Source organism: Psychrobacter sp. CX21 (genome assembly GCF_057396255.1).
Window position 1 is genome coordinate 230381 of record NZ_JBXYJG010000002.1, and the last position, 24650, is coordinate 255030.

Consider the following 24650-nt stretch of genomic DNA (forward strand, 5'->3'; position numbering starts at 1 on the left):
ATGAAAGTATTAGTTACTGGTTCAGCAGGGTTTATTGGTTATCATGTCTCCAAAAAGCTTTTATCAAGGGGTGATGAGGTAGTTGGTATTGATAACCTCAATGATTACTATGATGTATCCTTAAAGCTATCAAGGTTAAAAGAACTTGGTATTGAAGATACATTTAATAAAACAACTGAAAATAATTCTCTTGGAATAAAGAATTCAAGTAATAACCTATTTAGTTTTATTAAAATAGATATTGCTGATAAAAAAGCTATGGACGAGTTGTTTTTTAAATATAAGTTTGATGCAATATGTCACCTCGCGGCTCAAGCTGGTGTACGTTACTCGTTAGAAAACCCTTACGCTTATATTAATACTAATATTGTGGGGTTCTTGAATATATTAGAATGCTGTCGCAATTACAATATTAAAAATCTATGTTTTGCATCAAGTTCATCTGTATACGGTTTGAATAAATCTCAACCTTTTAAAACATCGGATCATACAGATCATCCTGTATCTTTATACGCTGCAAGTAAAAAATCAAATGAGATGATGGCTCATACCTATGCTCATTTATTTGGTATACGTTGTACTGGGCTTCGATTTTTCACTGTCTATGGACCTTGGGGGCGGCCTGATATGGCTCCAATGCTGTTCGCAGATGCTATGACAAACAATAAAACAATAAATGTTTTTAATCACGGTAAAATGAATCGTGACTTCACATATATTGATGACGTAGTTAATGGAATCATTGGGGTCTTGGATTGCCCAGCTGGAACGTCTGGAACAGAGGTTTTATTTAATCCGTTAGAGCCTAATCCAGAAACTTCATCTGCACCATACCGCTTATATAATATAGGCAATAACTCACCTGTTAGTCTTATGGACTTTATTAAACATTTAGAAAAAGAATTCGGAATAGTAGCAACTAAAAATATGATGGAAATGCAGCCTGGTGATGTCGTTTCTACTTATGCCGACTCAAGTACAATCGAAAAATTAGTAGGTTTTGCGCCAGATACAACTTTATCTGAAGGTGTAAAAGAATTCACTAAATGGTATAGAGAGTATTATTTAATATAAATGAGGTGTTATTTTTTGGTATCTCTTTTTATATATGCAAATTTTTAAGTTATAAATTAGGTGTGCATAATAATGTCATTAAATTCATATGTTATTAGTCTTAAAAAAGAGACTGAACGTCGTGACCATATTAACAAAATTTTTCAAGAGTTAGACCTTGAGTTTGATTTTTTCGATGCAATTGATAAAACTCAAATTAATACGATCATAGAAAAATATTCTATTAATATTTCTAAAACGCACTTATCAAATGGAGAAATAGCATGTTATTTGAGTCATTTCTGTTTATGGAATAAATTAATAGATCATAATTTAAAATGTATGGCTATATTTGAAGATGATATCTATTTATCCAAAGATGCTGCTTCGTTTATGACTGATATGGGTTGGTTGCCAGATGAATTTGATGTGGTTAAACTTGAAACCATGTATGAAAGAGTGTTTATTCAAAAAGGTTCTAAATTATTAGGTAGTAGATATCTTAGTAAAATGCAAAGTAGGCATATGGGTGGTGCAGGATACATATTAAGTCAAAAAGCAGCTTTCAAGCTTATAGAAGAAACAATAAAACACGGTATACGAGCTCCAGTAGATCATTTAATTTTCGATTGGCTTATATCTGATGAAGAACAAATATATCAAGTAAATCCAGCGATATGCATTCAGGATAAAGTTTTCTACGATCAAGATCCTAAATTTGATAGTTCACTTGAAAATGATAGGGGAGAGAAGCCTAGTGCTCCTAAACCTCAAGGAATAAAAAAAATAATAAGGGAAATGCAAAGAGTTAAAAAGCAATTGTCCACTAATGAGCTAATTATTGCTTCAATTATGTTTTTTAAAGGTTATCGTAAGGAAGTAATTAAATTTAAACCTTAATAACATACTTAAAATTAAAAAATTGTTAGGTATACGTTAAATTTCATAGATAGTTTATTTTATTAATTCTAAATATAATTTGGCTGCGTTTTCAGGTAAGAAAATATCATCCAATTCTATAACAAATTTATTTGGCTCATGTACAACTTGGTTAATCAGTAGAGCCAATGCGTCTATATCTTCCACTGGACTTAAGTTATGTTTAGGTAGAACCTCAGAAGGCCCTGAGGGACAGTTTGTACTGATTACTGGTGTATTTAATGCTATTGCTTCAAGCATTGAAATATTTAATCCTTCTACATCAGAACTAATTACCATTGCTAAAGCATGTTTGATATAAGGATAAGGATTAGAGGTATTGCCAATGAAATGGATTTTTTGATCTATCTTTAAATCTTTAGCTAAGATTTCTGTATTAAGTCTTTCCTCTCCATCTCCTACTAATATTAAAGGTAATTGAACCCCACTTTTAGCATAAGCTTTTAATAATTTATCCTGTCTTTTAACAGGTTTAAAACTTGAAACATTTACTATAAATCTCTCAAATGGTGGCGTAAAATCTTTAGCTAGTTTACTGGCTTTTTCAATATCAACTGGATCATAGATAGTTTGAATGTTTAACTCACCACCCAATAATCTCTTTAAATCTGAACTCACACCTTTACTAACACCAATACAAGGTTTTGATAAGTAAGTGGTTTTCAGCCTATTTAAAGTTTTATTTGTTAAATACTCTCGTTTAGAAAGTGTATTGTGAATTATCAGAAATACATTAGGTAGCTCACTGCGTGCCATGAACTTATCGACTGAGTATAAATTGGATAATACTAAATTTGGTAAACCAATATTTTCTAAAATAAAATTATCTAATGCAGTAGGAATAACAAAAGGTCTAAGAACTCTAGGATATTTGCGGTATTTATTGAAATCGAATATATGTACTGGAATGTCTTCAGGTACTGGTAATTCTATTGTTTCAAACAAGATCACTATATGAGGATCATGTCCAAGCTTTTTAAAAGCTTTAGCTAAGGTTATTACAAATTGTTCTGCACCACCAATTCTTAATTTAGAAATTATTAAAACAATTCTTTTACTCTCAAAATTTTTACTTTCTTGCTTAGTGTTATTAGTATTGAATAACAGTTTCTTCATAAAACTTCCATTTAAAATAGTATATTTATTTAATCATATTAAAATTGCGAGATAATAAAAGAATCTATAAAGTCAGACAAAGTTAAAAATTTTATAAAAGATAATTGGGTTAATTTAAAATTTTAATATTATATATTCTTAAATAAACCCTTTGATACCGGAGATTTATTATCCACTTTAACCCCATGATCTCTATATACTTTACCCATTAAATCAAACGAAGGTACAATACGATTAGTTATGGCTTTATCAAGTTTACAAGGCGCCGCATTGTCCTTATTTTCATAAAAGCGAGGCTGATTGCTGTTTATTAAATCAATCCCATATAAATTTATCTCTTTAGCTCGTAAAGTATATGCCAATTGTGCAGCAACAAAAGCTACCGTACCTGATTCAACAAATCCATTTTCAATGTTTAAAGATACGCCAATAGACTTAGGGTAACTAGAATTATCAATAACAAAATCAGGATGGTTTTGAAAGTCTGTTAAAGAGAGTTTTTTAGTAGATAACCTTCCTAAAAAAGGTAATGAATTCAAAAAGCCAGCTTTATAATTAATAGGTATGGGTCTATCTACAGGATAAATTAGTTTAATGGCATGATGGTATCTATCAATAAGCTGTGGCAATGTCGAAGCAATAGCCTCTAATACAGGCTTGGTTATAAATAAAGGTTGCCCAGTATAAAACTGCTGCATAATCTCTGCATTATGCTGAACAAATCTATCATCACTAATTACGTAACCAGCTATTTTAGAAAAGTTATGATCTTCAATTAAAGTTATGCTGCCATTAACGAATAGGGTAGGGGTTTTAAGAAAAGCCTTATCATAACTAATTTCATTTATAGAGGGTCCAGAAGCTATAATATTTATGATCTCATATTGATGACTTGATGAGCCAGTATCATGATTAAATAGTGCAATAGAATATGATTTAAGAGGTGTTTTTATTTCGACATGTGTAGGTAGAACCATAGACCATTCTTATTTTAAATACTACAAATTATAGTTAATAAATTTTCTAATAACAGGGGGATGCTCAACTCTTAATTTACTAATCATTGCCAAACAAGTCTCGAGTGAAAACTTTATCTTTAACATCGTTTAATTCATCCGACATTCGATTAGCAATAATAACATCACTCATCTCTTTAAATGCTTCGATGTCTTTTATTACTCTGGAGTTATAAAATAAATTTTCTTCTAAAGTAGGTTCATAAACAACAACCTCTATGCCTTTGGCTTTAATTCGCTTCATTACTCCTTGAATAGAGGAGGCTCTATAATTATCTGAACCACTTTTCATAGTTAGTCTATGAACACCTACAATTTGAGGGTTTTTTTCTAAAACTTTTGATGCTATAAAGTCTTTTCGAGTTCTGTTGGAATCAACTATTGCCTTTATTATATTGCTAGGTACTTCGTCATAATTAGCTAGAAGTTGTTTGGTATCCTTAGGTAAGCAATAGCCCCCGTAGCCAAAAGATGGGTTATTATAGTGATTGCCTATACGAGGATCTAATCCTACCCCCTCAATAATTTGTCTGGTATCAAGTCCATAGGTCTGAGCGTAAGTGTCTAATTCATTGAAATAAGCCACACGCATAGCCAGATAAGTATTCGAAAATAATTTGATAGCTTCAGCTTCTGTTGACTCTGTAAAAAGAATCGGTACTTCTTTTTTTACAGCCCCTTCTAGCAACAATGATGCAAACATTTTGGCTTGTGAAGATCGATCTCCAATAATTATACGAGAAGGGTACAGATTATCGTGTAAAGCTTGTCCTTCACGTAGAAATTCTGGAGAGAAGATAATATTTTCAGCGGATAAGATTTCTCGAAGATTTTTAGTAAAGCCTACAGGAACAGTGGATTTTATAACTATCAAAGCATTTGTATTTACTGCTAGTATATCTTCAACGACGGATTCAACACTTTTGGTATTAAAGAAGTTTGTTTTAGGGTCGTAGTCAGTAGGTGTGGCTACTATAATTATCTCAGCCTCTTTATAGGCTTGTTGAGCATTTAAAGAAGCTGAGAAATTGAGCTTTTTATTGGTTAAAAAGTTTTCAATGTCTTTATCTTCGATGGGAGAGACTTTAGAGTTAAGCTGTTCTATTTTTTCTGGAATGATATCAATAGCAGTAACCTTATTATGCTGGGCAAGTAGCATTGCATTTGATAACCCTACGTAACCGGTACCTACGACAGTTATATTCATAAAATCTCCAAGACTTTTTAAATGTTTTTATAGTATTTATGATTTCAATAGTTTTGATACTCTCTGAGCATAAAATCCATAACTCAAATCAGAATATCATTTAAATATTAAATTTATAAGAAATCTATGAATCAATGCCAGTATTGCTTCAGCCAAGGGCTGGGTTTAACATGACGATACCATTTCCCTCCACCACCTTCGATGGCATCAGGGGGGTTTATCTCCCCATGAAAAATTACTATTTTAGCCCATTTAGGAAGACTTGGCGGTTTGACTAAACTAATGGGGAAAGGTTGAATGCATTGGTATTTAAAACTGACACACCATGACTTGTCCCAGTATTCAAGGTGATGATGTTCACGTAGGTAGTTTGATAAGTAGGCTTGTTCATGGCGTACTTCTGAGCGAATGATTGAAAAGTTTCGTTCAAAGTTACTAAGTAGATTTGGATAAGTATTTTGACCTACTTTGAAGCGATAGACTGAGCTATTGCCAATCTTACGCCATGGTTTCTTCCAGTCACGAATAATAATGACGCAATCTTCATGATCAGCTTCATATTCAAAAAAAGCATCAATATTATCAACTATAACAATATCAATATCTAAAAATAAAGCAATCCCTTTTAAGTCATACAAATTAGGTTTAAAAGTAGTTAGTTTTTTCCAACCGCGTTCTGGCAAACCTTCAGGTAGATTTAATTCTGGGATCGGATAACAGGTTACTTTGTCATCAATTCCTTCAGAATCATCTGTTAAACAGACCATTTCAAAATCTAAAGTTAGATTACGTTTTACCATATTATATAAACGATTTACGTACTCGGGACCATATTTGGTGCCCCATTTCATACAAATAATATAACGCTTTTGTTGGTTATCAAACACTTGCGTATCCTAATTTAATTTTAATAATATAGATTTATAGAAGGTTGCAATCTAATCAAGATTGAATGTGTAAAAAAGCTTCTTTGCAGATAGTTGCAACTTATAAGAGTTAATTTTAACAGATTATTTGAAGTATTTATTTCACTATTATTTAAATGTTTTTATGTATTGGGCTTATTTAGTAAAGTATTCACTATTTACTATTTAGTTTTCAAATGTTTAGTAAATCTATAATTAAAATTGAATTTAAGAATCAATAGTAAGGTTTTTTATAAAATCGTTTAACTTAGCTTCTGACGTATTATAAGGGTTTCCTAATCTGGGTATACGTTTGAACCTTCTATAGCTCCACATATATTGACTTGGACATACTTTAATCATCTGCTCCATCGCTTTATTTAAAGCATGAGTAGCTATTTGCATATCACGGTCATAGAGTTCTGGATTATCAAGCTTAGTACAGTAAATATCAAAACCATTTTTCTCATTACGTAAGCAAGTAAGTCCTATTAACGAGCATTTGGTTTTAGTAGCTAGCTTTGATGCTAGGGTACTACTAAGGGTTTCTACACCAAAAAAGGGAACAATGACTCCGCCGGAGGGGTGGGGAACATGGTCGGGTAATATAATGCTAAATCCACCGGACTTTAAAGTTTTAAAAATGGATTTTACCCCAGAAGCGTCAGTAGGTACTAAAGTAGCATTGAGTCTTTGACGACCTTGCAAAATAAAATCATTTGTCATATCCCTGCTAGCAGGCTTATATAATATGGTAGGAGAGCCGAATTGATTAAGCCAAGCATTCATCATCTCCCAGGTACCTAAATGTGGCACTATGGCAAGCATCCCTTTAGGGTTAGCTAGTGCTTCATCTAACAATTGTTGATTATAAACATTATCGATTTGTTCAATACTCCATTGCGGCTGCATTGCCCAACACTTCACAGATTCTATAGCAGTTAAAGCTTGATTTTTTATACTAAGCTTCATTAATTTATTACGTTCAACCTTACTAAGTTCAGTAAAGGCGAGTCGTATATTTACTTCGATGATACGTTTAATTCTTAAATTAGGGGTTAGTATAATTATCCAAGCGACAAAAAGTGCCAATGTCCGCATGACGGACAATGGCACATATCTAAAAATATTCAATGGATTCATATAGTTGCACTCATAAATAAGGCGATATTCGGAGTACCCGTTATCGCCTTACTATCAAAACTTACCGATAACATATCAGCAAATATCATAAAAGAGTATTAATAAATAGAGGTTTAATACCTATTACTCTTTATTTTCTGCTTGAGCTTTTTCACGAATACGAATACCAAGCTCACGTAATTGACGATTATCTACTTCAGCAGGCGCTTGAGTTAGAGGGTCCTCAGCAGTTTTGGTTTTTGGGAACGCAATCACATCACGGATTGAGCTGGCACCAACCATTAGCATAATTAGACGATCCAAACCAAATGCCAAGCCACCGTGCGGCGGCGCACCAAATTTAAGCGCATCGAGTAAGAAGCTAAATTTCTGATCTGCTTCTTCTTCAGAGATACCTAAAGCATCAAACACGGCTCGCTGCATCTCAACCGTATTTATACGTAGGCTACCACCACCGATTTCGGTACCGTTTAATACCATATCATAAGCGATCGAAAGGGCTGACTCTGGATTGTTTTTAAGTTCCTCAACTGAACCCTTAGGTTTAGTGAATGGATGGTGCATTGAAGTCCAATGACCATCGTCGGTTTCTTCAAACATTGGGAAGTCAACTACCCATAAAGGTGCCCAATCACAGGTTTCCATGTTCATATCAAGACCAATCTTGACACGTAGCGCACCCATGGCATCATTCACAATCTTCGCTTTATCTGCGCCAAAGAAGATGATGTCACCATCTTGAGCTTCTGTACGCTCTACAAGACTAACCAGAACATCATCACTCATGTTCTTAATAATTGGCGATTGTAGACCCGACTCTTTATCGACACCATTGTTGATGTTAGTCACATCATTTACTTTGATATATGCTAAGCCGCGCGCACCGTATATACCGACATATTTTGTATAAGCATCAATTTGCTTGCGCGTTAAAGTGCCACCATTAGGAACGCGTAGGGCAGCAACTCGGCCTTTTGGATCATTAGCGGGACCTGCGAATACTTTGAATTCAACGTCTTTCATTAGGTCTGCAACGTCGATAAGTTTTAAAGGAATACGCAAATCTGGCTTGTCAGAAGCATAGTCGCGCATTGCATCGGCGTAAGTCATACGTGGGAAGTCATCGAGTTCAACATCAAGCATGGTTTTGAATAGATTTTTAATCAAACCTTCGTTGATGTCCATGATTTGTTCTTCATCTAAAAATGAAGTCTCGATGTCCACCTGAGTAAACTCTGGCTGACGATCAGCACGTAAATCTTCATCTCGGAAACATTTGGCGATTTGGTAGTAACGATCAAAGCCTGATACCATTAATAGCTGTTTAAATAACTGTGGTGATTGCGGCAGTGCAAAGAAGTTACCTGGGCGTGTACGTGATGGCACGAGATAGTCACGTGCACCCTCTGGTGTCGCGCGTGTCAAGATTGGTGTTTCTACATCTAAAAAACCATTGTCATCTAAATAGCGGCGAATCGTTGAGGTCGCTTTAGCGCGAAATACCATACGTTCTTGCATCACCGGACGACGCATGTCTAAATAACGATATTTTAGACGTAAGTCTTCATTAACAGTTGTGTTTTCGTCATTCAATGGGAAGGGCGGGGTTTCAGATTTGGCTAAAACTTCAATCTCTTTACCCAATAACTCAACCTGACCACTGGTCATATTTTTATTTTCAGTACCTTCGTAACGTTTACGTACACGGCCAGTAATCTGTAATACATATTCAGGACGCGCGGCATCTGCCGTAGCAAAAGCCTCAGGGGTGTCAGGATCAATGACAACTTGCAATATACCTTCACGATCACGCATATCCAAAAATATAACCCCACCATGGTCACGGCGACGGTGTACCCATCCAACAATAGTGATGGTTTGATCTAATAGCTCTTCGGTTACTGCTCCACAATACTCAGTACGCATCATAAATGGTCCACTATATTAATTAATATTATAGAAAAAGGATCTAAATAAAATTCTTGCAAATAAGATGTTAGATTAGTTGCACATTATGCCTGTTATTGCGCTTTGTCACAACTCCTAGCCCGTTACAAATTGATTTGAAATGCTTTAAACAAAGGGCAGATAGCCGCTCTAAAAAATTCACAGCCTATAAAACAGTAAAAATATAAATTAAATGTGTACTAGGGTCTATTGATTAAGGTAAGGTTTAAACATGTGGCGCTATACCATGTGCATTTAAGTTTATAACGGTTGCTAAGGAAGATAAATATGACTATGAATACAAAAGGTAGCAGTGCTGGTGATAGTACTAAATTAAAAACCTCTATCAGTGCTGTTATGACAATGAGTTGTTTGATGACAGGATGTCAGACAATTTCAACTGACATGCATAATGGAGTATCAAATCAGACCACTGAAGCAAATCAAATCTTACTGTCAAATGATAGTAATAAAGGGATGCAAAGTGCCGACTTAATTGCACCTGAATACGGGACTGGCCGCACCAATCAGCAGCTAGTATATGCTGATAATTATATGGTAGCTTCTGCAAATCCATTATCAACGCAAGCAGGCTATGACATACTTAAAAAGGGCGGCAATGCGGTTGACGCGATGGTAGCCATTCAAACGACATTGGGTTTGGTTGAGCCGCAATCATCGGGGTTAGGCGGCGGCGCTTATGTGGTTTATTGGGATAATATTAATAAAGAGCTGACCACTTTCGATGCACGTGAAATAGCACCATTCTCTGCTACGCCAGAGCTGTTTTTAGACGAATCTGGAGAACCTCTAGAATTTATGCAGGCTGTCATCGGTGGTCGTTCGGTCGGTGTGCCAGGTGTACCTAAGATGATGGAGGTACTGCATAAGCGTTATGGAAAGCTTGAATGGTCTGCGTTATTTGATACGCCAATCCGATTGGCTGAAAATGGATTTAAAGTTTCTCCGCGCATGGCGGCTTCAATTGCAAGCAATTCGGACAAATTGTCTCGCTATCCGCAAACAAAATCGTACTTTTTACCTAATGGTCAGCCGCTTCAAGCAGGCACATTGCTAAAAAACGCTGAGTATGCAAAAAGTATCAAAGTCTTGTCGCAGCAAGGTAGCACTCCTTTTTATCAAGGTAAATTAGCCAATAATATAATTCAGCAAGTGAAGATGGCGCATGATAATCCTGGTGATTTACGGCCCTATGATTTTCAATCTTATAAAATAATTGAAAGAGACCCCGTATGTAGTGAGTACCGCAAATACGACGTATGCGGGATGGGCGGATCTAGCTCCGGTGGCATCGCAGTTGGACAGATAGTGGGGGTATTAAATCAATTTACACCTGAGTATCTTACCGATAATCCAGCAAATACATTACGAGTGCTTGCAGACAGCTCACGGTTAGCTTTTGCAGACCGTGGCAAATATGTCGGCGATCCAGATTATGTCACTGTTCCCACAGCTGAGCTGCTATCGCCAGAATATCTAAAAAAACGAGCTGATTTGATTAAGTCAACAACCCTTAGTATTCCTAATGTGGTACCAGGCGACATACAGCTCAAAGACCCACACTTAAGTAATCAAATCGCCAGTTATGTGTCTGCAGAAGCCATAGAGTTGCCCTCGACCAGTCATATTGTCGTTGTAGATCAAGCGGGGAATGTATTATCGATGACATCGTCTATAGAAAATGCATTTGGCTCGACACTGATGGCAAATGGCTATTTATTAAACAATGAATTGACTGATTTTTCATTTAAACCAGAAGAAGATGGTGAAATTGTGGCCAATCGCGTTGAAGGTGGAAAACGGCCTCGCTCTTCCATGGCACCCACAATCGTAATGGAAGATGGGGAGCCGTATTTAGCAGTTGGCTCTCCAGGCGGTAGCCGCATTATTGGTTATGTCGCAAAAACTCTCATGACCCATATTGATGGTGGGCTAGATATTCAACAGGCCATTTCCTCACCCAATATTTTAAATCGGTTTGGCACCTTTGAAGTTGAAGAAAATACCCAAGCTACCCAAGCGGTACCCCTGTTAGAAAGTATGGGCTATAAGACCAAAGTGCGAGACTTAAACTCAGGGATACAGGGTATTGTTATTACTGAAGAAGGACTTCAAGGAGGTGCCGATCCTCGCCGCGAAGGTAAGGTCATGGGGGATTAAATACTAAAATTTGATAAGCATTACTTTATTTAAGTTATTTGTAGATATATATGTAGTGGCTATTAAATTGGTGCATATTTATTTATGGTCTAATTACTGAAGCCATTCGGTCTTAGTAAGCTATAAATATTGAGCCAAAAAGGCAATGAGCTTGAAATTGTCAGTTTATGCAACAATATCTATAGATAGCTTAGAATATATTATGTTTTATTCGCCTAGAACCTTTATACATTATTGATAGGAAAATTTAAAAAATTATGTTATTTCACCCTACAAAAAATCCAGTAGAACTTAAAATAGTGCATCTTAATAAAAAACAAAATGAGCAGCGTTCTAAACTGATTGAAGCTATTGAAGATAAAAATGCAGTCAAGCACTTCAAAAAATCTTTGACCAAGGAAGCTAAAAAAAGATTAAAAAATATCACCAAAAATAAGCAAAAGCCAAAGCGTATTTTCGTTTTAGATTTTGATGGCGATATAAAAGCGTCAGCGGTTAAACACTTACGTGAAGAGATTAGCGCTATTATTAGCACTGCAAAAAAAGGCGATGAAGTCGTTGTTCGTTTAGAGTCTGGCGGCGGTATGGTACATAGTTATGGTCTTGCGGCTGCGCAACTGGTACGTCTTAAGGATGCGGGATTAACGTTAACAGTATCAGTGGACAAAATTGCCGCCAGTGGTGGCTATATGATGGCCTGTGTTGCGGATAGAATTATTGCCGCCCCATTTGCCGTCCTAGGGTCAATCGGCGTGGTGTCTCAAATTCCAAACTTTAACAAATGGTTAAAAAATCACGATATTGATTATGAGATGTTCACCGCAGGTGAGTACAAACGTACGGTCACTATGTTCGGTGAAAACGACGATGAAGACCGTGCTAAGTATAAAGAAGAATTAGAGCAAACTCACAAACTGTTTAAACATTTCGTGACCACATACCGTCCACAGCTTAATTTAGAAAAAGTAGCTAATGGCGATCACTGGTATGGTGAAGATGCGCTTAAATTAAATTTAGTAGATAATCTTAAAACTTCTGATGCTTATTTACTTGAGCAAATGGATGAACATCAGGTATTCGCGTTAATGTCACGTCAGAAACCTACCTTAGTCGAAAAGTTAGGTTTAGCTAATGCGGCTCATTCAGCAGTTACTGGATTGAGCAGCGCGGCTACCAAGTCTGTCTTACACGCTATTAGTGACAAGCTGCCTGAAATAATGACTAAGCTTGAACAAGATAAACGGCTTAAAAAGTAATCAACCTGTTGATGTTAAATGTTAAATGTTGATTGTTATTTACCAGTCAATTTTATAATTAAAGCGGCCTTATGGTCGCTTTTTTGTGTGCCATACTATGAAATAAGGTCTAATTATAATTTGATAAGCTTAGAAAAGATTTTATCTAATCTCAAATATAGTTGTCTAAATTATAAAAAGTCACGGTGTTAACCTCGATAAGCCTACTCCAGTAGTACTTGCAGTCGGTTGCCTTGTGACTACTTTAAAGTTCTTTGACTATAGATAACGGAATAGTTTTTATAAAAAAATCATATTAGAAAAGCATATAAATAAAAGCATAAAACAAGGATTGTTGCTAGCAGATGAATACTAAACTTAAAAAACAAACCCAAGTCACTAAAAATAATAAAACTCAACCCTTTATTAAAAGAACCACAATTGCAACAGGTATAGCGATAACCTTAGGCACCGTTATAGCAAAAGCAGTATGGAGACCTGATTTATCGCTTGAACAATTGCGTCATTGGGAGTTTTCAGACAGTAAATTCGTGCCTATTAGTGATGCGAATGTTCATGTGGTTATGTCAGGTAAATGTTTCGATTCTACTGATGACGTAATAAAGGTAAGCCAAAATAACAAACTACAAGAAACCATTTTGTTATTGCATGGTACGTCTGCAAGCTTGCATACATGGGACGGCTGGAGTAAAGCGCTTGAGTCAGAATATTGTGTGCTACGTCTGGATATGCCAGGGTTTGGATTAACGGGGCCTTATACTGCTGCGCACAAGCGGTATACTTCGGACAATTATGTTGACACCGTCATTGAGGTTATGGATAACCTAGGTATTGATAAAGTATCGGTTGCGGGCAACTCACTGGGTGGGGGTGTGGCATGGCTGATGGCATTAAAGCATCCCAACCGAGTTGCAAAGTTAATACTAATCGACGCCTCAGGTCTCAAGTTCAAGTCACATAGCGTACCCATAGGCTTTAAATTGGCCCAATATCGCGTGCTCGAACCAATTATTACTAAGGTGCTTCCTAAGCGTTTAATCCGAGACAGCGTGTATAGTGTCTATGCTAACAAGTCTAAAGTTACTAGCGCTTTAGTCAATCGCTACTATGAGCTAGCATTACGCCAAGGAAACCGCGCCGCATTATTAAAACGAATGCGTGAAGGGTTGTCTAGCGCTCAAGTAGGTAATTTGTCCGATATCAAACATCCAACGCTAATTATTTGGGGCGGGCAGGACAAGCTTATCCCAATCGATAGTGCGTATAGATTTGAAAGAGCGATACCCAACAGTCAGTTAGAGATTTTTGATAACTTAGGTCATGTGCCCCAGGAAGAAAATCCACAAGCAACCGTTGCGGTAGCGATGAAATTTCTGAAGGGAACCTTATAGTCGTTATAATCTATTTAAAGAGGCTAAATTAATTTTATAAGTACGAGATTAAGCTTTATTACGTTTTTATCATGAATTAGTGTTTAATATATTAGTTTATTATCTAAATTTTTATGGAGGTGTTTATGGCGCTAGATATGTACTACAAAATCGGTTTGGGTCGTAAAAAACGATACAGAATTACGAATGATATGATAACGACATTATATCAAGTTCATAACAACGCAAAGTTCCCTAAAGTGACGTGGTTGATAGATAACCTATATGAACACATTGAAATCAATCCTGATATTAGCAAAGCTTTGCTAAATGAAATGGATTTATTTGAACAGTTATTATTATCCTTACATTTACCTTTTCCTAGATTGGCCTTGCTGGATTTACAAAAGTTTTTAAAGAGCGCACAAGGTCGACATCGAGTGATCTATATTAAAAATGCCTAAAATGTACTAAGTATCATATTCTTATTATTAACTATTGCTTAGTATTAAATATATTGAAGTCACGTTAGATAAACAATATCTCATATTAATTTACGCAGATATATTTTAGCCTGTGATAGCATAATTTTGAGCTTAAAAGCTCTAGTTAATAAAATGTAGGTTTATAAGCGCCTTTAATAAATTTAGCATATAGCTAAATAAACGCATATCTCAAAACAAATGCTTAGCGCCTTAAAGTAAATCGCCTACTAATAATCAGTACAACACTCTTAAAAAACTTTATAAAACATTCTAATAATAACTAACTATAGGTAATCATAATATGTCTAATACAACAAACACAGCAAATGATCAGGCACCACAACGCTATACAGACTTCAACTACCAATACATCGCAGGCGAGTGGGTAAAAGGTAAAGATGACAGTACCAATATCAACACAAACCCCTATACGGGTGATACCTTAGTTGAAATCACTCAAGCAACCGAAGAGCAGCTTGATGAGGCCTTTCAAGCAGCGAGTGACGCACAAAAAGAATGGGCGAAAACACTGCCTGCTGAGCGCACCGCTATAATGTATAAATTTATTGAAATCTTAGACCAGCGCCATGATGAAATTGCCGATTGGCTTATCAAAGAATCTGGCAGTACTCGTATTAAAGCAGAGATTGAGCTTAAGATTGCTCGTACTGTTACAGTAGAAGCAGCAACCTATCCTAACCGCGTGCATGGTGAAATTAGACCTTGTAACACCCCTGGCAAACAAAACTTTGTGTTTCGCGACCCTATCGGAGTAATCGCTTTAATTAGTCCTTGGAACTTTCCGCTACATTTAACTCAGCGTTCGCTAGCGTCAGCACTTGCCCTTGGTAATGCCGTGGTATTAAAGCCTGCCAGTGATACACCAGTGACAGGTGCATTGCTACTTGCTAAGCTGTTTGAAGAAGCAGGATTGCCAAAAGGGGTATTAAACGTTGTCGTTGGTGCAGGCAGTGAAATTGGCGATGCTATTGTCACCCATGACACCCCAAGCCTAGTGTCCTTTACAGGTTCTACCCCTGTCGGCAAACACATTGGCGAGCTTGCCTTTAGCGGTGACTATATTAAAGATGTGGCATTAGAGCTAGGTGGCAACAACCCCTTTGTTGTATTAAAAGATGCTGATATCGATCAGGCTGTAAAAGCAGCGGTATTTGGTAAGTTCCTGCATCAAGGTCAGATTTGTATGGCAATTAACCGTATTATTGTTGAAGCAGACATTTACGACAGCTTTGTAGAAAAATTCAAAGATATGGTGACCAACCTGAAAGTAGGTGATCCCAATGATGAAGATACCTTTATTGGACCTATTATTAACAAAAACCAGCTGGAGTCGCTACAAGATAAAATCGAAACCGCCAAAAGCGAAGGGGCTAATTTACTGCTAGAAGGTAAAATTGAGGGTCAACTTGTACACCCTTATATATTTACTGAGGTGACATCAGAGATGGACTTGTTCCGTAATGAAATCTTTGGTCCATTAGCCGCCATTGTAAAAGCTCAAAATGAGCAAGAAGCGCTAACCCTCGCAAACGACACCCAATTTGGCTTATCAAGTGCTGTATTTACCAATGATATGCAAAAAGGTATGAATTTTGCCAAACGTATGCAAGCGGGTATGACTCATATTAATGACATGCCAGTTAATGATGAGAGCATGGTACCGTTTGGCGGTGTCAAAAACTCAGGTATTGGACGCTTTAACAGTGACAAAATCCTAGAAGAGTTTACCAAAACACATTGGGTTTCTTTCCAAAACGAACCTCGCGATTATGGCTTCTAGGGGCTTCTAGGGGCTTTATATAAAAGGACTATAAATTTAAATAGACTATAATTAAACGCAAAAGACCACATAAGGTGGTCTTTTTAGTGCTTAATGAATACACAGTTGCAATTAATAAACCTTAAAATAGGTAGCTATCACCGCTTTACGCTGCTATCTGCATGCCATAACGAGGCAGTCGCTAAGCGATGTGGTGTCGCCTGCTTCGCGCGCCACCACATAGCAAGCGCCTGCAACTCGTCCTGTCATGCAGTATATCCACTGCAATCGGGGCTAAACCGCACCTCCAATGCAACCATCGTACAATGAATTAAGTTATAATAAGTATCAACGAGTAAAACCCTAAATACAAAACCATCTTGAAACCACCTTCCAAAACCCCCATAAAAAACCAACACATAGCAAATAATAGCCTAAGCAAATGCCAGATTCTAATCAAAACAATCAAATAGACAATAAACAAATACCCACCCAAAACAAGGTGCTAGAGAGCACAGCAAAAAATCAAACGATGACCTCTACAGAAGTCCCCGTCCTAGCCAAAGACCGACATTTTCTGAGCCGCTTGCAAAGGGAGCTCGCTCGCCCTAACAACAATACCCCTGAAAAGGTACTGGCAGAAAAAAAGGCTAAGTTTGAAAAAATAAAACACCGCTCACAACAAGTGGTACAAGAACGTATTGACAGTATTCCAGATAATATGGCTGAGCGGCTCAATCATGAGCTACCTGTGAGTAAGCGTAGCGAAGATATCGTTCAAGCGATTATTGATAATCAGGTCATTATTGTTGCTGGTGAGACAGGCTCAGGTAAGACCACCCAGCTTCCTAAGCTTGCCATGATGGCAGGGCGAGGTATCACTGGACAAATAGGTCATACCCAGCCAAGGCGATTGGCGGCACGAAGTGTGGCAAACCGAGTCGCTGAAGAGCTCGGTGAGCAGCTAGGTGATACGGTTAGCTTTAAGATTCGGTTTAATGAGCAAGGCACCGCTAAATCTGTGGTCAAGTTAATGACCGACGGTATTTTACTTGCTGAGCTGGGTCACGATAGATTTTTAACCCGTTATGACACTATTATCATTGATGAGGCGCATGAACGGAGTTTAAATATTGACTTTATTATGGGGTATCTTAAACAGCTATTGCCCAAGCGTCTCGATTTGAAAGTCATCATTACCTCTGCAACGCTTGATACAGGTCGCTTTAGCGAGTACTTTGCACACTACGATAAAGCCAAAAAGCGTATGGTGCCCGCGCCTGTTATTGATGTGGAAGGTCGGGGTTATCCGGTCGAAGTACGCTACCGAGCACTTACCGATGAACCCGTTACCAGCTCCGATGATGACAGCTTTGATGACTTTGAGGATAATCTACCTCGTGCAGTGGTCGCAGCAGTTGAAGAGTGTTTTGAAGATGCGATCTCTAAAGGTCATCCAGAGCATGCAGATATCTTGATATTTGCAGCGACCGAAGCCGAAATCCGTGAGATGCAAGAGGTGCTAATAGCGCATGGTCCGCGCCATACTGAAGTGTTACCGTTGTTTGCTCGTCAGTCGTACGCTGAGCAACAACGTATTTTCAAACCCTCTGGGCGAGGGCGCCGTATTGTTATCGCTACCAACGTCGCTGAGACTGCATTAACCGTACCGGGTATTCGCTATGTTATAGATTTAGGCTTTGCCCGTATTTCTCGTTATTCATACCGTTCGCGTGTTCAGCGTCTACCAATTGAAGCGATAAGTCAGGCGGCAGCCAATCAGCGTAAGGGGCGCTGCGGGCGTATTGCACCAGGTGTTTGTATTCGCTTGTACTCAGAAGAAGATTTTGAAAATCGTCCTGCTTATACCGAGCCTGAAATATTAAGAACCAACTTGGCATCCGTTATTTTACAAATGGCTAGCCTGCGCTTAGGTACAGTGGAGAACTTCGACTTTATTGAGCCACCTGATAGCCGCTTGGTAAAAGATGGTCGCAAGCTACTCGATGAGCTTGGCGCCATTACTCCCAAAAACCCAAATAGCACCAAGCCACTTGCAAAGCAAACCTTAAATGAGGTGACACTGACACGAGTAGGTCAGAAGATGGCGCGTATGCCCATTGACCCAAGGCTGGCTCGCATGCTGGTTGCAGGTAGTGACTTTGATTGTATGCTAGAGATGTTGATTATTGTAGCAGCATTAGCAGTGCAAGACCCACGTGAGCGCCCAGCAGAAAAACGTGCGCAAGCAGACCAAAAGCATGCCATATTTCGTCAAGAAGACTCTGACTTTCTGTTTTATCTAAGTTTATGGAAGGCGCTATATGAGGGCGGCACCAATAAGCTAACTAATAGTCAGCGCAAATCATTTGCTAAAAAGCATTATTTAAGTTTTCCGCGTCTGCGTGAGTGGGAGAAAACGTATCGTCAATTAGAGCAGATGGTCTCAGATTTAAGGCTCTTAACCGACTCAGGTACTGATAAAAAGCAAAAACCACAAGCCCTTAATGATAAGCACGGTAAAAAAGGAAACAGTGCAAAACCAAAAGTCAACCTATCTAGGAACAATAACCAGCAACAAACCAAAGTGGCTAGAAATGTCGCGACTGACTTAATTGTGACTGATAAAAAAGAAGTCAATGAAGAGCAGCGAGCGGTTAAATATGCCAATCTACACCGTGCGCTATTAACTGGTTTGTTATCAGTTATTGCGCATAAAACAGACCAGCGCGGTGAGTATCTGGCAGCACGTCAACAGAAAACTAAGATTTTCCCTGCAAGTACTGTATTTAAACAAGCACCACCTTGGTTAATGGCATTTGAAATAGTAGAAACCTCCCAAGTATTTATGCGCACAGTCGCCAAAATTGAACCTGAATGGATTATCTCGGCAGGCGGTAATTTGCTCAAGTACCATTACTTTGAGCCACATTGGTCGAAGAAGACGGGACGGGTGCGGGCATATGCTCAAATCAGTTTGTTTGGTCTGATTGTGGTGGCTAAGCAGCTGACCAATTATGAACAGATTAATCTTGAAGAATCTCGTGAAATCTTTATCCGAGATGGCTTGGTAACGGGTAACTTGGGGCGTCAAGCACCATTTTTGCAACACAACATGGACAAGATTGCGGATGTGGAGCGCATCGAGGATAAGCTGCGTCGTCGTGACTTACTGGTTGATGAAGAAGACTTATATCAATTTTATGAGCGTAAAATCCCTGAGCATATTGCAAGCCGAAAAGCGTTTGAAGACTGGCGTGCAGAAGTTGAAAAACAAGACCCAAAGTTCTTGTTCTTCACTGATGATGATGTACTCAAAGAGACAGCACCCACTACTGGCGAGTTTCCTGAAGTATGGCAACTGGGTGACCTAAAGTTACCCTTAAAATATGTGTTTGATCCTGCATCACAAGATGATGGCGTCACTATTCGAGTGCCGCTTGCTGCTTTGCCTCAACTCGATGCTATTGAGCTGTTGTGGGGAGTGCCAGGCTGGCGTTATGAATTAGTATTGCAACTGCTCAAGTCTTTACCTAAAGATATCCGTAGAAAAATCGTTCCCATTCCTGATACCGCAGACAGCTTGTTTGATGAGTTAGAAGCCAATCACCAACAAGGGCTACTGAATCAGCTGTGCCAAGCGCTTCAGCGTCGAGGAATTGTGGGCGTTAAACCTGAGGACTTTAATCCCTCATCAATTGACCGTTATCTCCAGCCACAAATTTGTGTCGTAGATGACAATAAGCGGGTGATTGAAAAGGGGCGAGACTTAAAAGCGCTACAGCAGCGTCACGCAAGCGAGACCAGTCAAGCGGTTAGCTCAAGTCAAGGCAGTGAGGGCGTTCATACCCATTTCCCAGAGCACTTTAAATTTAGTAAAAATCGTCACAGTGCAGGTATTGTGATGAAAGAGTTTTCAGCCTTAGTCGCTGATGAAGCAGGTGAGGCGGTGACCATTTATCAATTTACCGATGTTACCGCCGCTTTAAAGGCACATCGCAAAGGCGTTCTTACTCTTATTAAGTCAAAACTGGGTGCAAAACAAAAACAGTTAACCAGTCAAATCGACAAGACTTTTAAACTGGCTTTTGCACCTTTAGGGGACATGGAAAAGCTTAAAACTATTGTGGTTGATGCCACCTTAGATGCCACGCTTGAATCTCATGCGCCTCGTTTTAAAAGTAATAAAGAAGCGCTCCCTGATAATGCTGATAAAGTCGCTGAAAAGCTTGCTGTTCAATTGCCTATAGATGAGAGTGATTATGCCAAAACCGAAGAGGCAGTATTGGGTCAGTTTTTATTACAAGGGCAAACCGTCCTAAAGTTATTAAAAGAGGTCTATACGCGCTGGCAACGCATTCGCCGTAGCCTACTGATGCTCGACAGTGAGGTATTTGGTGAGTCAATTGATGACATTGAAGATCAGCTCGATGATTTTCATTTATCAGACTTTGTGTATCGTATGGATTATGAGCACTGGCAACAATATCCACGCTATCTTGAGGCGTTAGAAATTCGCATTGAGCGCTTAGAGCATAATCTGGATGGTGATTTAGATGCGGTGTACGAGCTTGATGAGCATATGGAACGTTTAGCCGGTCGTGCTGATGATGAGCTTATCTGTGACTATCGCTGGCTGGTTGAAGAGTTCCGTATTCAACTGTTTGCTCAGCCAATGAAGACGCGTCAAGCCGTGTCGCAAAAGCGATTAAACAAACTGTGGGATAAGGTGAAGTTTAAAATTAAATAATAGCTATTAAATGATGCTGGATAAAATTCCAACATCTTTTTATTGTTTAAAGATATAATTGTTGAATTATATAGTCAATCAATCTTAAAAGCGGAACAAGTTGAACGTGCGCGAGTACTACTAACGTAGGCTTAGTAAGTTTAACGCGATTATACTTTAAGTGTGGTATGACTATAAATATAGTCAAAGAACTTTAAAGTAGTCACAAGGCAACCGAGTGCAAGTACTACTAGGGTAGGCTTAACGAGGTTAACACCGTGACTCTTTATAAGTTCGCTGACTATACAGCCCCTATTTATAGCTAAGGAAAGTTATATGGTAGTTTTACGAATATTATTTAAATGGATTTTGTTGCCGATTTTTGGGTTGCTAATAATTATATCTTTAGGTCTGATTTTGACTGGGAATGGCTATATATTTCGCGGTGTTCAATTAACCTACCTTAAAGGTGAAAAGACCGCAAACATTGATGATTATGTCGATTTTGATAATAGAGTGATCAAACCTGCAACACACATCCCTTGGGGTTCTCACCCTAATGCCGATGACTTTGAATTAACACCCCCTCTCCAAACCGCCTTAGATACAGATCAAACTATCGCCTTTGCCGTTATACAAGATGGTCAGTTATTGTATGAAAACTATTGGCAAGGCTATAGCGGCGAGTCACATACCAATAGTTTCTCGATGGCGAAAACGGTAACTACAATGCTTTATTTAAAAGCCGTAGAAGAGGGTTATATCAACAGTGTCGATGAACCTATAACGACGTTTTTGCCCGAATATGCAGACAATGAGTATGCCAAGGAATGCACGCTTGCAGATTTATCAGGTATGACCTCAGGTTTTGATTGGCTTGAGGATTATTATTTACCTGTGAACCCAACGGCTAAAGCTTATTATGGCAATAAGCTGATCAAACAGATGACTAGCCGGGATTTTGTTGAACCGTGTGGTAATCACTTTGATTATTCTTCAGGCGACACTCAGTTACTAGGCATTGCGCTGACGAGAGCTTTAGCACCGCATGGATATACTGCATCAAGTTATTTAGAGGAGAAGTTTTGGCAACCGCTTGGCATGAAAGATAACGCTTACTGGTCGCTTGATGGCTCTGCAGAAATTGAAAAAATGTACTGCTGTTTAAATGCTAATGCTTTAGATTTTGCCAAATTTGGACAGCTGCTTTTACAAGGTGGCGAATGGCAGGGTAAACAATTACTATCTAATGAGCATGTACATTGGATGATAACGCCAAATAACGCGGCTTTTAATGACGGTGAAGCTAAGGTATATGGTCATTCTATTTGGACTGATCTTGACAGTCCCTTTCCTTTTTATGCCATGCTTGGGCATTTAGGTCAAAGAGTATTGGTACTACCAGAGTCCAATACAATTATTGTTCGTCTAGGCAAACAAAAAGGGTTGAATCAACCTATTGCTGGCTTTCATTTAGAACCTGATCTCGGACTGTATGTTAGTGAAGTGGTTAAAGAGCTAAATAACCTAAATATACTATCTAAAGATGAAAGTGTGCAGTGATGTAGAAAATATATCCAAAAATCTTTTTATTTCCCTAAAATTTCAACTAATAAGTGAACTAACGAGATTTGGTTCACTTTTTTATTTATAACACGGATAAAACGATATACATGATTGACGACTATCAAAATAATACCTATATGAATATAGCGGTGCAAATCAGAACCTATTTGATTAAAAATAGCCTAAGTATTAATTTACCTAGTATTTCGTATGAAATCTTAGCACTTCAGTTGTTAGAAAGTATCAAACACGAAACCGACATACACGCTCTTTTCGACGGTCAGATACACCAACAAGTTTGCGATCCATACTCACAGTTTTTTGATCCAATAAAAGCCGTAGTTTATCTAAATCAAAAAGACCATGATGAGGCGTGTTGGTTAAGTTTCTTAATTATTTATACCGATGATAATGCAGAATCTGACTGGGCTTTTGTTAGACAGCTTTACAAAAGGGAATCTACATTTGATATAAAAAGCAAGCAGTTAAATAAAACCGTAGAAACTGAAGTAGGCATAGACGCAGTAGAAAGTAGGGAATCACACTCATCAAAAGTGCTAAGTTGGCAGTTTATTACCCATGATAACCATCTTATCAATCCACGACTAGAAGCTTTAGCGGTTAATTTAGCACAAAGCCCGAATAAACCCAAATTCGGCCATCATCGTGCCTATGAATCGTTAAAACATTTGCCGACAGTATTTAAAAGCTATATTGATTTCATAGAAGAGCAGGGCGGGCATCAAGCGCTGTTTAAACCGTATCACCAAAAGTTGGATAAAGAAGCTTATTTTAATTATCTGTACACGTTAATAAGACAACGCATTTATCGATTTGGTAGGTTGTCAACATTTGAATATTTATGCTTGATGAGCAAAATGAGATTGGCTGAGGTTGAGCCAGATGGTTGTTATATTAGTGAGGCTAGTGGTCCAAAAAGAGGTGCTAAATTATTATTTGGTATGCTTAGAAATGAACGGCTTAACTATCATGCTATTGGTTTGGCTGAGCATTTAGAAATGAGCTTCCAGTCTGTTGAAGCTGCTCTATGTCATTGGCAAAAGTCGCCAACGCGATTTATAAAATATGATTAACAGTGTACATAGTGTTTTTTATAGCGCTATTTATAGATCACTATTTTATTGTGACACCATTTTATTATGACACTATGTTTTACTAAAATATGTTGAGAGTAGTTAGTTTTGAGGAGCTTAAGAGTATAGGTTCTTATGAATATAGGAGCCTAAGACTCGGACTTAGCTTTGGATCTAATGGTCCCGAATAACGATTTCTCCCCCTCATCGTTAGTCTTGACTTTAGTCACATCGTGAATATTGTGTGACAGTGTTGGGGCCGTGTTACCAGCTTGTAAGGCTTTAATTTGCGCTTCATCGCGAGTATTTTTTTGGATAGTAATGGCAGCGAACATACTCATGGTAAATGACATCAGATAAAAGCCTTTTTCGCTCAGCGACAGTCCACCAGCATTTAATAACCCGATTATCATCAATGCAATGGATGCCCCAAGAGCTGCCCAACTGATCCAGTAGTACATAACCGAAGTAGGTATGCCTTCCGCTCTATCACGTACAGTCTTTTGAAGACTTATAGACGCATACAATCCTAATGCCAAAACTACCCCGTAAAAGCCTTTTTCGCTCAGCGCCATTCCTGCTGCATTCCATAAGCCAACAAAAAAGGCAATTGTACCAACACCCAATACTGCCCAAGTTGCACCTATATAGGCAGTTGTGGGACGGTAGTTTGACAGACTTTGAGTATTCAAAGGATGCTGCTGCATAGAATATCCTTATAATGGGGAGAGAGCTGTTGTGTCACTTTTAAAACCGTACTGTTTATTAAAAGCTATCAAAATCAAAATACTTTTAATAGCGCTATTAAATAAAAAAAGATAATTATATTAAACGATAATTATTTTAAACGATAATTTATTAAT

General features: G+C 38.0%; 17 protein-coding genes. 10 read left to right on the top strand and 7 right to left on the bottom strand.

Annotated elements, in window-relative coordinates; genetic code table 11:
* Both AC2SLP_RS02225 and AC2SLP_RS02230 read left to right on the top strand, forming a co-directional pair.
* Entirely contained in the window at positions 1 to 1074 is a 1074-nt protein-coding gene (locus AC2SLP_RS02225) for an NAD-dependent epimerase (RefSeq protein ID WP_486534991.1), read from the top strand.
* A 72-nt stretch (positions 1075 to 1146) separates the two neighbouring features.
* A complete protein-coding gene (locus tag AC2SLP_RS02230; RefSeq protein ID WP_486534992.1) occupies positions 1147 to 1953 on the top strand; it encodes a glycosyltransferase family 25 protein in 807 nt (268 codons plus the stop codon).
* A gap of 54 nt (positions 1954 to 2007) precedes the next feature.
* Here AC2SLP_RS02230 and AC2SLP_RS02235 read toward each other — a convergent pair whose 3' ends face one another.
* The 6 genes from AC2SLP_RS02235 to aspS form a co-directional block, all read right to left on the bottom strand.
* Complete coding sequence (locus tag AC2SLP_RS02235) at positions 2008 to 3108, bottom strand: glycosyltransferase (protein WP_486534993.1); 1101 nt, start codon at positions 3106 to 3108, stop codon at positions 2008 to 2010.
* A gap of 128 nt (positions 3109 to 3236) precedes the next feature.
* Positions 3237 to 4085 carry a hypothetical protein gene (locus tag AC2SLP_RS02240; RefSeq protein ID WP_486534994.1) on the bottom strand — a complete coding sequence of 283 codons (849 nt, stop codon included), beginning with the start codon at positions 4083 to 4085 and terminating at the stop codon, positions 3237 to 3239.
* A gap of 79 nt (positions 4086 to 4164) precedes the next feature.
* A complete protein-coding gene (locus tag AC2SLP_RS02245) occupies positions 4165 to 5331 on the bottom strand; it encodes a nucleotide sugar dehydrogenase (RefSeq protein WP_486534995.1) in 1167 nt (388 codons plus the stop codon).
* 131 nt (positions 5332 to 5462) lie between these two features.
* Complete coding sequence (locus AC2SLP_RS02250; protein WP_486534996.1) at positions 5463 to 6182, bottom strand: glycosyltransferase; 720 nt, start codon at positions 6180 to 6182, stop codon at positions 5463 to 5465.
* Positions 6183 to 6464: 282 nt separating this feature from the next.
* Positions 6465 to 7379, bottom strand: a complete 915-nt coding sequence (locus AC2SLP_RS02255) for a lysophospholipid acyltransferase family protein (protein ID WP_486534997.1) — start codon at positions 7377 to 7379, stop codon at positions 6465 to 6467.
* A 123-nt stretch (positions 7380 to 7502) separates the two neighbouring features.
* Positions 7503 to 9308, bottom strand: coding sequence for an aspartate--tRNA ligase (aspS, locus tag AC2SLP_RS02260; RefSeq protein WP_486534998.1), 1806 nt, complete (start codon positions 9306 to 9308; stop codon positions 7503 to 7505).
* 306 nt (positions 9309 to 9614) lie between these two features.
* Between aspS and ggt the strand changes: the two genes are divergently transcribed.
* The 8 genes from ggt to AC2SLP_RS02300 all read left to right on the top strand — a co-directional run bounded on the left by ggt (position 9615) and on the right by AC2SLP_RS02300 (position 23787).
* Complete coding sequence (gene ggt / locus AC2SLP_RS02265) at positions 9615 to 11507, top strand: gamma-glutamyltransferase (RefSeq protein WP_486534999.1); 1893 nt, start codon at positions 9615 to 9617, stop codon at positions 11505 to 11507.
* Positions 11508 to 11764: 257 nt separating this feature from the next.
* Positions 11765 to 12763 carry a protease SohB gene (gene sohB, locus AC2SLP_RS02270; protein WP_486535000.1) on the top strand — a complete coding sequence of 333 codons (999 nt, stop codon included), beginning with the start codon at positions 11765 to 11767 and terminating at the stop codon, positions 12761 to 12763.
* Between the two features lie 344 nt (positions 12764 to 13107).
* Positions 13108 to 14154 (top strand): alpha/beta fold hydrolase, encoded by a 1047-nt coding sequence (locus tag AC2SLP_RS02275; protein WP_486535001.1) that lies wholly within the window; start codon positions 13108 to 13110, stop codon positions 14152 to 14154.
* A 125-nt stretch (positions 14155 to 14279) separates the two neighbouring features.
* A complete protein-coding gene (locus AC2SLP_RS02280; RefSeq protein WP_486535002.1) occupies positions 14280 to 14597 on the top strand; it encodes a hypothetical protein in 318 nt (105 codons plus the stop codon).
* A 322-nt stretch (positions 14598 to 14919) separates the two neighbouring features.
* Complete coding sequence (locus tag AC2SLP_RS02285) at positions 14920 to 16419, top strand: aldehyde dehydrogenase family protein (RefSeq protein ID WP_486535003.1); 1500 nt, start codon at positions 14920 to 14922, stop codon at positions 16417 to 16419.
* A gap of 511 nt (positions 16420 to 16930) precedes the next feature.
* Positions 16931 to 21148 carry an ATP-dependent RNA helicase HrpA gene (gene hrpA, locus AC2SLP_RS02290; protein WP_486535051.1) on the top strand — a complete coding sequence of 1406 codons (4218 nt, stop codon included), beginning with the start codon at positions 16931 to 16933 and terminating at the stop codon, positions 21146 to 21148.
* Between the two features lie 396 nt (positions 21149 to 21544).
* The gene (locus AC2SLP_RS02295) at positions 21545 to 22690 is read left to right on the top strand and encodes a serine hydrolase domain-containing protein (protein WP_486535004.1); all 1146 of its coding nucleotides are present in this window, start codon (positions 21545 to 21547) and stop codon (positions 22688 to 22690) included.
* Positions 22691 to 22800: 110 nt separating this feature from the next.
* Complete coding sequence (locus AC2SLP_RS02300) at positions 22801 to 23787, top strand: alpha-glutamyl/putrescinyl thymine pyrophosphorylase clade 3 protein (RefSeq protein WP_486535005.1); 987 nt, start codon at positions 22801 to 22803, stop codon at positions 23785 to 23787.
* A gap of 149 nt (positions 23788 to 23936) precedes the next feature.
* On the opposite strand, the gene yiaA is transcribed toward AC2SLP_RS02300, so the two are convergent.
* Positions 23937 to 24494, bottom strand: a complete 558-nt coding sequence (yiaA, locus tag AC2SLP_RS02305; RefSeq protein ID WP_486535006.1) for an inner membrane protein YiaA — start codon at positions 24492 to 24494, stop codon at positions 23937 to 23939.
* Positions 24495 to 24650: the final 156 nt, after the last annotated feature.